This window comes from Streptomyces diastatochromogenes, from assembly GCF_002242805.1.
GTDB classification, from domain to species: Bacteria; Actinomycetota; Actinomycetes; order Streptomycetales; family Streptomycetaceae; genus Streptomyces; species Streptomyces diastatochromogenes.
This window is the reverse complement of sequence record NZ_MCGQ01000002.1, coordinates 13,982-28,767: the sequence shown is the minus strand read 5'-3', so window position 1 is coordinate 28,767 and position 14,786 is coordinate 13,982. Positions and strand designations below refer to the sequence as shown.

General features: G+C 72.5%; 14 protein-coding genes and 2 pseudogenes. 10 read left to right on the top strand and 6 right to left on the bottom strand.

What is annotated here, in order from left to right:
* Positions 1-163: 163 nt before the first annotated feature.
* The 3 genes from BEK98_RS00835 to BEK98_RS00825 all read right to left on the bottom strand — a co-directional run bounded on the left by BEK98_RS00835 (position 164) and on the right by BEK98_RS00825 (position 3,664).
* Positions 164-1,639 (bottom strand): glycoside hydrolase family 43 protein, encoded by a 1,476-nt coding sequence (locus BEK98_RS00835; RefSeq protein ID WP_094214364.1) that lies wholly within the window; start codon positions 1,637-1,639, stop codon positions 164-166.
* Between the two features lie 310 nt (positions 1,640-1,949).
* On the bottom strand, positions 1,950-3,317 hold the full coding sequence (gene lysA / locus BEK98_RS00830) for a diaminopimelate decarboxylase (RefSeq protein ID WP_094214363.1): 1,368 nt from the start codon (positions 3,315-3,317) through the stop codon (positions 1,950-1,952).
* On the bottom strand, positions 3,314-3,664 hold the full coding sequence (locus tag BEK98_RS00825; RefSeq protein WP_094214362.1) for an SAV_915 family protein: 351 nt from the start codon (positions 3,662-3,664) through the stop codon (positions 3,314-3,316). The genes lysA and BEK98_RS00825 overlap by 4 nt, the downstream gene beginning before the upstream one ends.
* Positions 3,665-3,981: 317 nt before the next feature.
* On the opposite strand from BEK98_RS00825, the gene BEK98_RS00820 reads away from it, so the two are divergent.
* From BEK98_RS00820 to BEK98_RS00810, 3 genes are all read left to right on the top strand, one after another.
* The gene (locus tag BEK98_RS00820) at positions 3,982-4,512 is read left to right on the top strand and encodes a universal stress protein (RefSeq protein WP_094214361.1); all 531 of its coding nucleotides are present in this window, start codon (positions 3,982-3,984) and stop codon (positions 4,510-4,512) included.
* Positions 4,513-4,615: 103 nt separating this feature from the next.
* Positions 4,616-5,173 (top strand): hypothetical protein, encoded by a 558-nt coding sequence (locus BEK98_RS00815; protein ID WP_094214360.1) that lies wholly within the window; start codon positions 4,616-4,618, stop codon positions 5,171-5,173.
* 308 nt (positions 5,174-5,481) lie between these two features.
* Positions 5,482-7,434 (top strand): APC family permease, encoded by a 1,953-nt coding sequence (locus BEK98_RS00810; RefSeq protein WP_094214359.1) that lies wholly within the window; start codon positions 5,482-5,484, stop codon positions 7,432-7,434.
* A 99-nt stretch (positions 7,435-7,533) separates the two neighbouring features.
* Here BEK98_RS00810 and BEK98_RS00805 read toward each other — a convergent pair whose 3' ends face one another.
* Entirely contained in the window at positions 7,534-8,130 is a 597-nt protein-coding gene (locus tag BEK98_RS00805; protein WP_208642968.1) for a DUF1707 SHOCT-like domain-containing protein, read from the bottom strand.
* A gap of 124 nt (positions 8,131-8,254) precedes the next feature.
* Between BEK98_RS00805 and BEK98_RS00800 the strand changes: the two genes are divergently transcribed.
* The gene (locus BEK98_RS00800) at positions 8,255-8,650 is read left to right on the top strand and encodes a TOBE domain-containing protein (protein ID WP_094214403.1); all 396 of its coding nucleotides are present in this window, start codon (positions 8,255-8,257) and stop codon (positions 8,648-8,650) included.
* 34 nt (positions 8,651-8,684) lie between these two features.
* On the opposite strand, the gene BEK98_RS00795 is transcribed toward BEK98_RS00800, so the two are convergent.
* Positions 8,685-10,328 (bottom strand): PucR family transcriptional regulator, encoded by a 1,644-nt coding sequence (locus BEK98_RS00795; protein WP_094214358.1) that lies wholly within the window; start codon positions 10,326-10,328, stop codon positions 8,685-8,687.
* 111 nt (positions 10,329-10,439) lie between these two features.
* Between BEK98_RS00795 and BEK98_RS00790 the strand changes: the two are divergent.
* Both BEK98_RS00790 and BEK98_RS49780 read left to right on the top strand, forming a co-directional pair.
* Positions 10,440-10,679, top strand: a pseudogene (locus BEK98_RS00790) (FAD binding domain-containing protein); the annotation flags it as partial.
* Positions 10,676-10,870, top strand: a pseudogene (locus BEK98_RS49780) (hypothetical protein); the annotation flags it as partial. The pseudogenes BEK98_RS00790 and BEK98_RS49780, both read left to right, overlap by 4 nt.
* Here the strand turns inward: BEK98_RS49780 and BEK98_RS00780 are convergent.
* Positions 10,785-11,270, bottom strand: coding sequence for a molybdopterin-dependent oxidoreductase (locus BEK98_RS00780; RefSeq protein WP_094214402.1), 486 nt, complete (start codon positions 11,268-11,270; stop codon positions 10,785-10,787). The pseudogene BEK98_RS49780 and the gene BEK98_RS00780 overlap by 86 nt on opposite strands.
* Before the next feature lie 206 nt (positions 11,271-11,476).
* On the opposite strand from BEK98_RS00780, the gene modA reads away from it, so the two are divergent.
* Genes modA through BEK98_RS00760 form a run of 4 tightly spaced genes read left to right on the top strand, consistent with a single transcriptional unit; the run spans position 11,477 to position 14,744 of the window.
* Positions 11,477-12,295: a molybdate ABC transporter substrate-binding protein gene (gene modA, locus BEK98_RS00775; protein ID WP_094214357.1), complete on the top strand. Its 819-nt coding sequence runs from the start codon at positions 11,477-11,479 to the stop codon at positions 12,293-12,295.
* A complete protein-coding gene (gene modB / locus BEK98_RS00770; protein ID WP_094214356.1) occupies positions 12,292-13,158 on the top strand; it encodes a molybdate ABC transporter permease subunit in 867 nt (288 codons plus the stop codon). The genes modA and modB overlap by 4 nt, the downstream gene beginning before the upstream one ends.
* 52 nt (positions 13,159-13,210) lie before the next feature.
* A complete protein-coding gene (locus BEK98_RS00765; protein ID WP_094214401.1) occupies positions 13,211-14,296 on the top strand; it encodes an ABC transporter ATP-binding protein in 1,086 nt (361 codons plus the stop codon).
* Between the two features lie 28 nt (positions 14,297-14,324).
* Complete coding sequence (locus BEK98_RS00760; protein ID WP_094214355.1) at positions 14,325-14,744, top strand: TOBE domain-containing protein; 420 nt, start codon at positions 14,325-14,327, stop codon at positions 14,742-14,744.
* The last annotated feature ends 42 nt before the right edge of the window (positions 14,745-14,786 follow it).

Genomic DNA, 14,786 nt, shown 5'->3' with positions numbered 1-14,786 from the left:
CCGAGAAGGAAAAGCGGGCCCACCGCATGCCGCCGGATCGTTCACCGCATCCCGGTGGGCACTCCGGTTGACATCCCGGTGGGCCGAAACATTCGATTGAATCTCCGAACGTTCCGAACCGCGACTCTAGGAAGGCGCATGGGGAGCGTCAAGATGTCGTGCGTCAGGTCGCGGACTCGTAGTCGAACCAGTCGAAGGCCGCGCTCCCCTCGGTGACGTACATCCCGAGGACACGGCCGGTGAAGCCACCGGCCACCTCGGTGGACACATAGCGGCCGTCCAGTTCGGCCAGTCGAACGGATCCTTCGGAAGTTTCGATCGAGAAGGCGATGCTGTCGGGCCCGCTCAGGTGCGCCGGCTCCCGGTCGGCACGGATGTCCAGGGCCAGGGTGACCGGACCCGGGGGCACCGGGTGTGCGGCGATCCGCTGCCGCACCGGCCCGATCCGTACGACCAGGGCCGCCTCGCCCCCGGCCACTTCGAGGTCGTAGTGGTGGGCCTCGTCCAGGCGGACGGACAGCCCGGAGCGCGACGACGGTCCGGGGTCGAGCAGCACGGCGGCCCGGCAGTCGGGGTGCTGCTGGCGGCGGCCGACGAAGGTGTGCCCGGGCCGGTCGAGGCTGTCACCGGTGGCCGTCAGCGTCAGCCAGCCGGGCCGCTCGGCCAGGGACCAGCAGCCGTCGGGCCGGCTGCGCGGGGAGATCCAGTGCGCTGCGAGGGTCCGGTCGGTGAAGTCGTCCCGGACGGGCGCCGGCCCGTGAGGCGCCCAGGCGGCCGGTGCCGGGTGCCGCTCCCGCACCGGCCCCACCCGCGGCCAGCCGTCCGCCCACTCCACCGGCACCAGGAAGGTCTCGCGGCCCAGGACGTGGAACTCCGGGAAGTAGCCGCGCGGCCTGGTGCCGAGCAGCACCATCCACCAGCTGCCGTCGGCCGCCTGGACCAGATCGGCGTGACCGGTGGACTGGACGGGCAGGCCGGTGCCGCGGTGGGACAGCAGCGGGTTGCCGGGCGCCGGTTCCCAGGGGCCGCGCGGGGAGCGGGCGCGGGCGGCCGAGACGCCGTGGCCGAGTGCGGTGCCGCCCTCGGCGATCAGCAGGTACCACCAGTCGCCGACCCGGTACAGATGCGGCGCCTCGGGGTCCCTGAGACCGGTGCCGGACCACATCGGCAGCGGCCCTTCGAGGGCCTTCCCGGTCCGCGGATCGATGCGGGACACGGTGACCCCGGCCATGGCGCACCAGCACTGCCCGTCCTCGTCCCAGGCGAGGTCGGGGTCGATGCCGGGCAGGTCGATCCAGACCGGGTCGGACCAGGGACCCTCGGGGCGTTCGGCGGTGACGAGGAAGGTCCCTCCGGCGCCGACGATGGTGGTGATGACGTGAAAGAGCCCGTCGTGGTGCCGGATGGTCGGCGCGTAGACGCCGCCGGAGGCCGGCACGTCGTCGGGCAGCGCCCACTGCCCCGGCCGGTCGAGGACGTTGCCGATCTGACGCCAGTGCACCAGGTCCCGGCTGTGGAACAACGGCAGGCCGGGGAAGTACTCGAAGCTGGAGCACACCAGGTAGTAGTCGTCCCCCACGCGGCACACGCTCGGGTCGGGGTGGAAGCCGGGGATGACGGGGTTGTCGTACGTCCGCATGCACGCCTCACAGGATGCCGAAAGTTTCGAACCTGGCGGCGAATCTTACTGGCCCACTACCGTGGGACTCAGGCGGACGGAGCAACTGCAGGGCCCGGGCGGTCCGGCCGGCGAGGGAGGGAGGACCGGGCCGCCCGGGAGTCCGGCATGCGGCGGCGTGACGTGGAACGGGGTGGCGTCAGACGCCCACGTCACGGCTGCACAGGTCGGCCAGCGACTCTCGGCGGACCAGCAGGCGGGCCCAGCCTGCGTGCACGGCGGGCCGCCCCGGAGTCCGGCATGCGGCGCAGCGACTTGGGACAGGGTCGCGTCAGACGCCCACGTCACGGCTGCGCAGGTCGGCCAGCGACTCACGGCGGACCAACAGGCGGGCCCGGCCGGCGTGCACGGCGACCACCGGCGGGCGGCCGACCAGGTTGTAGCCGGAGGCCATGGACAGCTGGTAGGCGCCGGCCGCGGGTACGGCGAGCAGGTCGCCGGGGCGTATGTCGGCGGGGAGTTGGGCCTCGGCGAGGACGTCACCGGCCTCGCAGTGCCGGCCCACGACGGTCACCGGGGTCAGGGGCGCGGTGGCGGGCCGCCCGATCAGGCGGGGTGCGTAGCGGACGCCGTACAGGGCGGGCCGCGGGTTGTCGCTCATGCCGCCGTCGACCGCCACGAAGGTGTGGTCGCCGGTGCGTTTGACGGCGAGGACGTGGTAGACGGCGATGCCCGCCGGGCCGGCGATCGCGCGGCCGGGTTCGATGATCAGGCGGGGCACCGGCAGGTCGGCCGCCGCGCAGGACGCGGCGAGTTCGGCGCGGACCCTGCGGGCCAGTACGGCCGGGTCGAGGGCCGGCTCGCCGGGGCGGTAGGCGATGCCGTGCCCGCCGCCGAGGTCGAGTTCGGGCAGCACGAGGCCGTGCTGGTCGCGCAGCCGGGCCAGCAGGCCGACCATGCGGCGCACGGCGGTGACGTACGGCTTCACGCTGGTGATCTGCGAGCCCAAGTGGCAGTGCAGGCCGACCAGTCGGAGCTGCGGCTGGTCGAGGACGCGGGCGATGGCGTGCTGGGCGTGGCCGTCGGAGAGGGAAAGCCCGAACTGCTGGTCCTCGGTGCCGGTGCGGATCTTCTCGTGCCCGCCCGCGGCGACCCCGGGCACCACGCGGACCAGCACCTGCTGCCTGCCGTCGGGGCCGAGGGCGGCGGCCAGCCGGGCGATCTCCACAGGGCTGTCGATCACGATCCGGCCCACCCCGAGGCGCAGCGCCAACTCCAGATCGTGCGGCGACTTGGCGTTGCCGTGCAGCACGATCCGCTCGGGCGGGAACCCGGCGGTGACCGCCAGTTCCAGCTCACCGGCGGAGCAGACGTCCAGGCCCAGGCCCTCCTCGTCCGTCCAGCGGACCATGGCCCGGCAGAGGAACGCCTTGGCCGCGTAGAGGACTTCGGCCTCGGGGAAGGCCTGCCGGTAGGTACGGCAGCGCTCGCGCACCTCGCCCTCGTCGAGCAGGTAGACGGGGGTGCCGAACCGGTCCGCGACCTCGGCGAGCGGAACTCCGCCGACGGCCAGGTCACCGGGACGGGGTTCGGTGGCCGAGGCGGGCCAGACGGACAGGTCGGCGGGGGTGGTGGGGGCGGTCGGGGTGGTGGGGACGGCTGCCGCGTGCGGGGTGGTCGCTTCGTGCAGGGTGGTCATCGGATGCTCCCCTCCGTGACCCGGAAGGCCGGGAGCGGGATCGACGGGGCGGCGGGTACGGGCGCCGGGGCCGAGAACGTGGGGTCCACGGTGACGGTGGTGACGTCGAGCGGCGCGGTCAGCGCACGCAGTGCGGGCTCGGCGAGCCGGATCCACGGCTGGTCGGGACCGAGCGTGCCGGCCAGGCGGCGGGTGGAGGTGAAGGCGACCGCGGTGCGGTCGCCGAGGGGGGTGCGGAACAGGCGGGCCGCGCACCCGGCGGGTCCCGGCCGGACAGGGACGAACAGGAGTCCGGCCGGGGTGCGTTCGGAAGGCTCCGGGTCGTCACCGCAGACGAGTTCGGGCATGGGTTGCCTCCTGGGAGGAGCGTGGTGGCCTTGAGCGCCCCGGACGCGGGGAGGCGGACCGGGGCCGCTTCGACGCTATGCCCGGCCGGGCCGGTGTTCCGATCCCTCATGACGCGATGCTGACGGCGAACGCGGCGACACTGACGGGTTGCTGACGCACGCGGGCGCCGGACAAGCCGGGGCCGTCAGCGACCTGCCAGGAATTGCTCCCGTCGGCTGGTCGAATCGCCGGTACGGGAGTGGGATGGGAGAGAAGCCCTGTACGCGGACCCACCCACGGGGGCAGCCCGCGGGCATCCATGAGGAGCGGTGGAGTCATGTCCGGTTACGACGCCTCGGCGGCCGCCCGTGTGGTGGTCGGGGTGAGCGGTTCCCTGGGCAGCGTCACGGCCCTGCGCCGGGCCGCGGCGCTGGCCCGGCGGCTGGGAGCGGAACTGTGGCCGGTGCTGGCCTGGGAGCCGCCCGGCGGCGATCCCGCCGCGCGCCGCTCCCCCGCCGCAGGTCTGCTGGTCGAGGAGTGGCAGCGGCTGGCCAAGCAGCGGCTGGCCTCCGTGCTGGAAGAGATCTTCGGGGAGAGCGGGCCAGGGGTGCCGATGCACGCCCTCGTCGTCCGCGGCACTCCGGGCAGGGCGCTGGTGGCGACCGCCGACCGCGAGGACGACCTGCTGGTCGTGGGCGCCGGCCGGCGCGGCCTGCAGCGCGCCTTCTCGGGCCGGGTCTCCCGGCACTGCCTCACCCATGCCGACTGCCCGGTCCTCGCGGTACCGCCGTCGCCGCTGGAGTCGGACCTGGTGTCCGTCCACCGGCGCAACGCATGGCATCGGCGCATGGACACCCGGGGTCTGTGAGGCGTTGCGAGCGCGTCAAGACCCGGCGCGGCGCCGTCAGGGTCCCGTCAACATCGCGCACGGCCCTGTCCCGGCAGGCTCTCCGCTCCCTACCGTCGAACCCATGGAGCACCGCGACGACACCCGCTCCGAGGTGACGGTCCCGCACCCGCACGGCTCCTCGTCCGTGGTGTACGACCGCCAGTGGGCCCCGGACCTGTACAGCTCGGCCCGCTGCGCGGCCGTGCTGCTGGGCATGCTCCTGCTCGTCGACGCGGTGGCCGGCACCCTCACCTGGTGGCGCTCGGCCCTGTGGATCTCCCTGGCCCTGTTCCTCTTCCTCGTCCTCCTCCCCGCCCGGGTCTCGGCCGGCGAGGGCTGGCTGGCCTCCCGCCGCCTGCTGCGCACCCGCCGCGTCCGCACCGACCAGCTGATCGCGATCCGCCCACGGGACGGCGTCGCACAGAGCCTGGTCCTGCGCGACGCCCTCGGCTCCCGCGTCGAGATCGACCCCGAGGTCCTCCTCCGCAACCCCGACCTCTGGCACCACCTGGCCGAGGCAGCCCACACCTCGGAGACCTCCGGCACCCTCCGCTCCGGCACCACGGCCCTGCACCAACTGACGGAACGCATCGACCGGGAGACGGCCCTGACGGTGTTCCGGGCGTCGGGTCTGGAGTAGCGGACGCAGGGGCCGTGCGGCTGCGGTTCCGCTGTCCGCGGGGCAGCATGGAGGTGTCGTACGAGATGACGCTGGGTGTCCGGGCCGGAGTCCGCGGCTTTCCCTCCTCTTCACGGCCCAACGCGTGCCGTCGGCCGCCGGGCCTCCGCTTCTTGATGTGTCACCTCCTTCCGTCGGGTCTTTCTTAACGCAAGATTGACGCCCCCGAGCCCAGGATCCGTGGGCCCAGGCGTCACTCTCTGCTTACGCTGGTGCCGCCGTCCGCGTGATGGCCGGAAACAGCTGAGCCGCACACCAGGAGCACGCCGATGGCCACGACCGAGCACCCTCCTCCCAGTCGCCTGCGCACCTGGATGCTGGAGGGGCTGTCCGACATGGGCAAGGGTGGCCATGCCCGCCCCGAGGCCGAGCCAGAGCCCGCGCACAAGGGCCAGCGCTGGTGGCGCGTGATGTGTCTGACCGGTGTCGACTACTTCTCCACCCTCGGCTACCAGCCGGGCATCGCGGCCCTCGCGGCCGGTCTGCTCTCGCCCATCGCGACCATCGTGCTCGTCATAGTCACCCTGGCCGGCGCCCTGCCGGTCTACCGCCGGGTGTCCGAGGAGAGCCCGCACGGCGAGGGTTCCATCGCGATGCTGGAGCGACTGCTCTCGTTCTGGCAGGGCAAGCTGTTCGTCCTGACCCTGCTGGGCTTCGCGGCCACCGACTTCCTCATCACCATCACCCTGTCGGCCGCCGACGCCTCCACCCACCTGGTGGAGAACCCGCACCTGACCAGCGCGCTCCACAGCCACCAGATGCTGATCACCCTGTTCCTGGTGGCCCTGCTCGGCGCGGTGTTCCTCAAGGGCTTCCTGGAGGCCATCGGTGTCGCCGTCGCCCTGGTCGGCATCTACCTCGCGCTCAACCTCGTCGTCGTGATCGTCGGCCTGTATCACGTGGTGACCGCCGGGCACGTGATCACCGACTGGACCACCGCCCTGACCGCGGAGCACGGCAACGTCTTCGTGATGATCGGCGTGGCCCTGATCGTCTTCCCGAAACTCGCCCTCGGCCTCTCCGGCTTCGAGACCGGCGTCGCCGTCATGCCGCACGTCGAGGGCGACGCGGCTGACACCGAGGAGCGGCCGGCCGGCCGGATCCGGGACACCAAGAAGCTGCTGACCACCGCCGCCCTGATCATGAGCGCCTTCCTGATCGCGACCAGCTTCATCACCACGCTGCTGATCCCGGCGGACGATTTCAAGCCCGGCGGCCCGGCCAACGGCCGCGCGCTCGCCTACCTCGCGCACGAGTACCTGGGCGGAGCCTTCGGCACGGTCTACGACGTCTCGACCATCGCCATCCTGTGGTTCGCCGGCGCCTCCGCCATGGCCGGTCTGCTCAACCTGATGCCTCGCTACCTTCCCCGGTACGGCATGGCCCCGCACTGGGCGCGCGCCGTCCGCCCGATGGTCATCGTCTTCACCCTGATCGCCTTCCTGGTCACCTGGATCTTCGACGCCAACGTCGACAAGCAGGGCGGCGCCTACGCCACCGGTGTGCTGGTCCTGATCAGCTCCGCGGCGATCGCGGTGACCATCGCCGCCCGTAAGGCACGCCAGCGGGGCTGGACCATCACGTTCGCGATCATCTCCGTGGTGTTCCTGTACACGACCGTCGTGAACGTCATCGAACGCCCCGACGGCGTGAAGATCGGCGCCTGCTTCATCGTCGGCATCATCCTGGTCTCGCTGCTGTCCCGGCTGGCCCGCGCCTTCGAGCTGCGCGTGACGCACGTGGCCATGGACCCGATGGCGGAACGATTCGTCCGGGACATGGCCAGCCGCAAGATCCGGTTCATCGCCAACGAGCCCGACCGGCGCGACAAGGCCGAGTACCGCGACAAGGTCGAGCAGATCCGGGCCGACAACGAGATGCCCGAACAGGAGGACTTCGTCTTCGTCGAGGTCACGGTCACCGACCCCTCCGAGTTCGAGGCGGGCCTGACCGTGCGCGGCGAGGTCCTGCACAACCGCTACCGCATCCTCACCCTGGAGTCCTCCTCCATCCCCAACGCGCTCGCCGCGATGCTCCTCCACGTCCGGGACATGACGGGCTGCACCCCGCACATCTACTTCGAGTGGACCGAGGGCAACCCGTTCGCCAACTTCCTGCGCTTCTTCCTCTTCGGGCAGGGCGAGGTCGCCCCGGTCACCCGCGAGGTCCTGCGCGAGGCGGAACCGGACCGCGCCCGACGCCCGCGCGTCCACACGGGCTGAGGCACCCACCGGCCGGGACCGGCATCACCGGCCCGGAAGCCGGCAGTCCCATCAGCCGCATCAGCCACATCGCATCAGTCCAGGAAGACGGCACGCGTCTCAGGCCGTCGCCGTCTTCCCGCCGAACAGCCGCCGCGGCGGGCGCACCTCCAGCCGGCCCATGTTCAGCCGCCCGTGTATCTCCACGCGCAGCACGACCGGCACCCCGGGTTTCCCGGCCGGCCGCACCTTGGTCGTGCCGTAGCCGATCACCAGGGAGTCGGTGTCCACGACCACGCCGGGCCGGGTGATCAGCCGCAGGGTGCCGCCGCGCAGGTCCAGGTCGATGCGAAGGGTGTCGTGGGTGATAGCCGCCCGGGTGAAGTCGAGGGTCACATCGCCCCACTCCGAGTCGATCTCCATCCGGCGCGGCACCGACCATCCGTCGCCCCGCGTGGTCGACGAGGCCTGCTGCTCGATGCGGACGACATCCTTGACGGGCGCCGCCCCGGCCGCGTCCGGCAGGTCGGCCGTCAGCTCCGCCAACTCCCCGAGCGTGCGCGCGGACAGGGCGGCGCCCACCCGCTCCTCGTGCTCCTCGGCGGTGAGCCTGCCGTCCCCCGCGGCGGCCGTCAGCGCGTCCACCACGCGATCCCGGTCCGCGTGCGAGGCCCGCAGCCCGCACGGCACATCCATGGGCACCAGCTCGGCCGACATACCCTCACCCCGATTCAGACGCCCCCACAGGGGCCCACCGTCACGCACTAACGCTATATCGCGTTATACCTAACGGCCAACCCCACGTCCACGGTTCCCGCGCCATGGCCCTATCGTGACCGGCATGCAGTCCTACACGATCGGCCAGGCCGCACGGCTGCTCGGCGTGAGCCCCGACACCGCCCGCCGCTGGGCCGACGCCGGCCGGGTGGCCACCCATCGCGACGAGGCCGGGCGACGACTTATCGACGGCAAGGACCTCGCCGCGTTCTCGGTCGAACTGGCCAAGGCCGGCGGCGGTGAGGAGGACGCCTCCTACACCTCGGTCCGCAACGCCTTCCCGGGCATCGTCACCGCCATCAAGCTCGGCGACGTCGCCGCCCAGGTGGAGATCCAGGCGGGCCCGCACCGCCTGGTCTCCCTGCTGACCCGGGAGGCCGTGGAGGAACTGGGCCTGGAGGTCGGCATGGAGGCCACCGCGCGCGTGAAGTCCACGAACGTGCACATCGACCGCGTCTGAGAGCGGGTCCGGGACCGGGTCCGAAGGGGCCCCCTCAGCGGCACAGCAGCGCCGCCCACAGGTCGAGCCGGTCGCGCAGCCGGGACAGGTCCCGCCCGGTGAAGTGCTCGATGCGCTGGATCCGGTAGTGCACGGTGTTGACGTGCAGATGCAGCGCCTGAGCCGTACGCGCCCAGGATCCGTCGCAGGCGAGGAAGGTCTCCAGCGTGCTCAGCAGTACGGCGGTGGCGGTGCGGTCGGTGTCCAGCAGCGGGCCGAGGACCGTTCGGCTGTAGGCGGAGCGCACGTCGGCCGGCACACCGGTGAGCAGGGCGTCGAGGCTGGTGAGAGCGGTCGCGTCGGTGAGGACGGAGGCGTCCGGCGCGGTGGTCCGGGCCGAGGTGAGGGCGTACTGCGCCTGCGCCAGCGCCCCGCCCAGCCCCTCGGGCCCGTCCGCGGGCGCCCCGGTGCCGCCATGCAGGGCCACTTCGGGCGCACAGCCGGCGACCAGCGACCAGACTTCGCCCAGGACGCCGTCGGACACACCGGAGAGCACCGCGAACGCACACCCGTCCGGCAGCCACCCCACCACCGCGGCTCCCGTCACGGTATCCGCCGACCCGCGCGTGGCATGACCGCCGGCGTTCAGCGCGCCGCGCACGGCATCACCCCCGGCACCCCCGGCACCCCCTGCCCTCTTCGCACCTCGCCCCGCCGTCCCCGCACCTTCCGCCACAGCAAGCCCCGCCAACTCCACCAGCGCCCCCTCGGCAGCCCCCGGCCGCCGTGGCCCCGCGTCGGCGACGACCACCCGGTACGGCCCGGTCTCCGGCACCCCACACCGCCGTAGCGCCGCCTCCACCGCCCCGGCTTCCGGACCCGGCGACGCGAGCAGCGCGCCCAGCCGGTCCGCGGCCCCGCGCTCGGCCGACCGACTCCGGTTCGCGGCCTCCTGACAGTGGCTCAGGGCTGCGGCGACCTCCTGCAGCATGCGCGGTGGCGCGCTGTCGGGGTCGGGCAGATACAGCAGCCAGCGCTCGTAGGGAGAGGCACCGTCGGCCTCGACGGACACCGTCACCCCGGTACCGTCGGCCACGAGCGCGACCGCCTCCCGCGCCGCCACGCCCGGCGCCCCTGCCGTGGCCGCGACCGTCCGCCCCGAGGGCGTGAACACGTAGGCGGTGATGGGGTCGAGGTGGGCGAAGGCGGCGTCGAGGACGTCGTCCGGACCGGCATCCTGGGCGAGGAGCCGGCGCAGCCGCACCCGCGCGCTCTCCGGCAGCGCGGGATGACGCGGCGCGTGCCGGCGGCTCAACTCCCCCCACTGCCGCAGGTACACGGTGTCGGTGATCGACCGGAACATGATGTGCGCCGGCACCCCCGCCACCGGCACTCCGTACCGCACGCAGGCCTCGACCAGGTCGGCCGGCACGCTCCCGTGCGTCTCCTCCCCCGCGAGCAGCGCCGCGGCCCCCGCGCCCTTCAGCGCCGAAACGAACCGGTCCGCCTTGCCCTGACCGCCGTCCGGCGACCACCACACCAGTCCGCTGAGCACGACCTCCCCGGGCCGCACGAACCGGGCCGGGTCCTCCAGATCCGTGACGGTCACACCGCTGATGTCGCGCCTCAGCAGGATGTCCTCCGCCCACAGCAGGCGCAGTCCGAGGGAGGCGTCCCCCAGGAGGTGTTCGACGTGCATGTGCTGGCTCCTCGTACGGCCGCCGGGCGCTGGACAGAACGCCCGACCTCTCGCATTCACCAGGTGAGTACGAGATAAAGCATCGTAAATGCAAGCTCAGAGGAGGGGAATGCTGCCACCTGCACCATCGCCCAGCTCTCCCGTTACGCACGGACGTCGCTCGCCCCCGCGGCGCCCCTGTTCGAGCAGTGCTGCCGGAGGTTCCTCGCCTCGTTCAAGATCTGGAACATGGCCACGGCCGGCGGCAACCCGTGCAACGCCCTGCCCGCGGGGCCGATGATCTCCCTCGCGGCCACCCTCGACGGGGAGCGCCTACTCATCGTCCAGGACGGCGTACGGCGCCTGGTTCGACCGACGCCATCGGGCCGCTGGGCGCCAAGTCGATGAGCGAGAGCCCGTTCAACCCGGTCGCCCCGGCCCTGGCCAACGCCCTGCGGGCCGCGACCGGCGTGCGGTTCACGGAGCTGCCGCTGACGCGCGACCGGGTGTGGCTGGCACTGGAGCGCCGAAGCCGTAGCCACCATCCACCCGGATCGCCGTGATCCCGCTGATGTGCCGGCCCCCGCAGCGGTCCTGCGGCAGCACCAGCTGAGGGCCGGCCTCGTCCAGCGGGGTGCCGTCGATCGTCACGGCGAGCAGCACGGGGGCGTCCGCGAAGTCGGGGTCGATCTCGGCCCAGGACAGCAGGGCGTGGTGGCCGTCGGTGCCGGTGACGGCGATGAGGAAGCGCAGCCGGTCCTTGCGCCGGGCCGGGTCGAAGCCGGGCCCCGCGTCGGCCAGCACGTCGTACAGGCGCGGACCGGCGAACCGGTGGTGCTGGATGCCGCTGGTGGCGCATTCGAAGCTGACGTCCGCCCGGTGCTGCGGCCAGCCGAGCAGGTCCGGCACGGTCAGCCGGGCCGGTCGTACGAGATCGCCGGTCAGGGCGAGTTCCGCGAGCATCACCGCGACCACCTCCCGCAGGACCGTACCCCTGCCTGAGCACCGTACAAACGCACATGCCACCTACAAGTCACAACTTCGCAGCTCATGCGATGCGACAAGAGACTTACACCTGGCAGATGCGGCAGTATCATCGCCGCACGGCCGATGGCTCGGCCGTGCCTGGGCGCGACCGTTGTTCCACAGAACCTAGGAGTAGATCCGTGATGACCCGTTCCGTGCGCCGGACCCGGATGCTGCAGCTGGCCGGCGCGGGAGCCGCTGCCCTGATGGCACTGAGCGCCTGCTCCTCCTCCGACAGCTCGTCGACCACCAAGTCGGACAAGTCCGGCTCCGCCTCCCCGAAGCTGTCCGGCAAGGTCACCGTGTTCGCGGCCGCCTCCCTCAAGGAGAGCTTCACGGCCCTGGGCAAGGAGTTCGAGAAGGCACACCCCGGCACCACGGTCAGCTTCAACTTCGGCGGCAGCGACACCCTCGCCGCGAGCATCACCAGCGGCGCCCCGGCGGACGTCTTCGCCGCCGCCAGCCCCAAGACCATGGCGATCGTGACGGACAAGCAGGACGCGGTCGGGACCCCGGCGACCTTCGTCCGCAACCAGCTGGAGATCGCCACCCTGCCGGGCAACCCCGACAAGGTGGCCTCCCTGAAGGACCTCACCAAGTCCGGCCTGAAGGTCGTCCTGTGCGACAAGACCGTGCCGTGCGGCGCCGCCGCGCAGAAGGCCCTGGACGCGAGCAAGCTGAAGCTCACCCCGGTCTCCTACGAGCAGGACGTCAAGGCCGCCCTGACGAAGGTCGAGCTGAAGGAGGCCGACGCGGCCGTCGTCTACAAGACCGATGTGAAGGCGGCGGGTGACAAGGTGGAGGGCGTGGAGTTCCCCGAGTCCGCCAAGGCCATCAACGACTACCCGATCGCCCTGCTGAAGAACGCCGGCAACGCCACGGCGGCCAAGGCGTTCATCGCGCTGGTGCAGTCCGCCGAGGGCCAGAAGGTGCTGACCGGGGCCGGGTTCCTCAAGCCGTGACCTCGCTCGACAAGCCCGGCGCCGCGACCGGCCCCCGCACGGGTGGGCCGCGGCGCCGCCGCGTCGGCACGGGGGGCCGACGCGGGGTGCCGTTGCCGCTGCTGGTGCCGGGCCTGGTGGCGCTGGCGTTCCTGCTGCTTCCGCTGGTCGCGCTGCTCGTCCGCGCTCCCTGGCGCAGCCTGCCGCAGCTGCTGACCAGCGCCGAGGTGTGGCAGGCGCTCCAGCTGTCGCTGGTCACCGCCACGGCGGCAACGGCCGTGAGCCTGGTGCTGGGGGTACCGCTGGCGTGGCTGCTGGCCCGTACGGAGTTCCCGGGCCGCGGTCTCGTCCGCGCCCTGGTGACCCTGCCCCTGGTGCTTCCGCCGGTGGTCGGCGGTGTGGCTCTGCTGCTCGCCCTGGGCCGCAACGGAGTCGTCGGCAAGTGGCTCGACTCCTGGTTCGGGATCACCCTCCCCTTCACCACCACCGGCGTCGTGATCGCGGAGGCGTTCGTCGCGATGCCGTTCCTGGTCATCAGTGTCGAGGGCACCCTGCGGGCCGCCGACCCGCGCTACGAGGAGGCGGCCACCACGCTCGGCGCCTCCCGCTTCACGGCGTTCCGCCGGGTCACCCTGCCGCTGATCGCGCCCGGCATCGCCGCGGGCGCGGTCCTGGCCTGGGCCCGCGCACTCGGCGAGTTCGGCGCGACGATCACCTTCGCGGGCAACTTCCCCGGCCGCACCCAGACCATGCCGCTCGCCGTCTACCTCGCCCTGCAGAACGACCCCGAGGCCGCCATCGCCCTCAGCCTGGTCCTGCTGGCCGTGTCCATCGCGGTGCTGGCGGGGCTGCGGGACCGGTGGCTGACGGGCACCGGCCGGTGACGCGAGGATGGAAGACGACGCTGTGTGTGTGCCGACGAAGGACGCCCTCTTCATGACCGACATCGACGCCCCCAAGGCCGACCTCCAGGTGGTGGGCGAGCAGGGGCTGGACGCCCGGCTCGTCATCGACCGGGGCTCCTTCCGGCTCGACGTCGGGCTGACCGCCGCCCCCGGGGACGTCGTCGCGCTGCTCGGCCCCAACGGCGCCGGCAAGACCACCGCCCTGCGCGCCCTCGCCGGCCTCGTCCCGCTCAGCGACGGCCATCTGCGGCTGGACGGCGTCGTGCTGGACCGTACTCCGCCCGAGTCCCGCCCGGTCGGCGTCGTCTTCCAGGACTATCTGCTCTTCCCGCACCTGTCCGCCCTGGACAACGTGGCCTTCGGACCGCGCTGCCAGGGCGCCACCAAGGCCGAGGCGCGCGCCCAGGCCGCCGCCTGGCTGGACCGCATGGGCCTCGCCGAGCACGCCGGCGCCAAGCCCCGCAGGCTCTCCGGCGGTCAGGCCCAGCGCGTCGCGCTCGCCCGCGCCCTGGCCACCCGGCCCCGGCTGCTGCTCCTGGACGAGCCGCTGGCGGCCCTGGACGCCCGTACCCGCCTGGAGGTCCGCGCCCAGCTCCGCCGCCACCTGGCCGAGTTCGAGGCGGTCGCCGTCCTCGTCACCCACGATCCGCTGGACGCCATGGTGCTCGCGGACCGGCTCGTGGTCATCGAGCACGGCCGGGTCGTCCAGGAGGGCACCCCGGCCGACATCGCCCGCCATCCGCGCACCGACTACATCGCCCAGCTGGTCGGCCTCAACCTCTACCGCGGACGGGCCGAGGGGCACACCGTACGGCTCGACGCGGGACCCTCGATCACGACCACGGAAGTCCTGTCCGGGCCCGTCTTCGTGGCGTTCCCGCCGGTCGCCGTCACCCTCTTCCGGGACCGGCCCACCGGCGCCAGCGCCCGCAACCTGTGGCGCTGCGAGGTCGCCGGACTGGAGACCCACGGCGACCAGATCCGCGCCGACCTCACCGGCGAACTCCCCCTCGCCGCCGACCTCACCACGGTCGCCGCGGCCGAGCTGGACCTGCATCCGGGCGCCGCTGTCTGGGCGACGGTGAAAGCGACCCAGACCCACGCATACCCTGCCTGAACGGACACGCGCTCTACCGTGGGTGCCCATGACACTGAGCATCCGCAATCAGCTCCCCGGCACCGTCACCGAGGTCCAACCCGGCGAGGTCATGGCCACGGTCAAGCTCCGCCTGGACGGCGGGCAGGACCTCATGGCGGCCATCACCGTGGAGGCCGTCGAGCAGCTCGGCCTCGCCCCGGACTCCCGTGTCCACGCCCTGGTGAAGTCGACGGAGATCTCGCTCGCCACGAACCGGATCGAGGGCCTGTCGATCCGCAACCAGCTACCGGGCGCGATCGTCCAGATCGCCCTCGGCGGAGCCATGGCCTCCGTCAAGGTCTCGGTGCCCGGCGGTGAACTCACGGCCGTGATCACCAAGGACGCGACCGAAGACCTCGGCCTCTTCGTCGGTTCCGACGTGGTCGCCCTGATCAAGGCGACCGAGGTGGCGCTGGCCTCGGCCTGAAGACGGGAGAGCCCCGCCCGGAACACGGGCGGGGCTCTCACC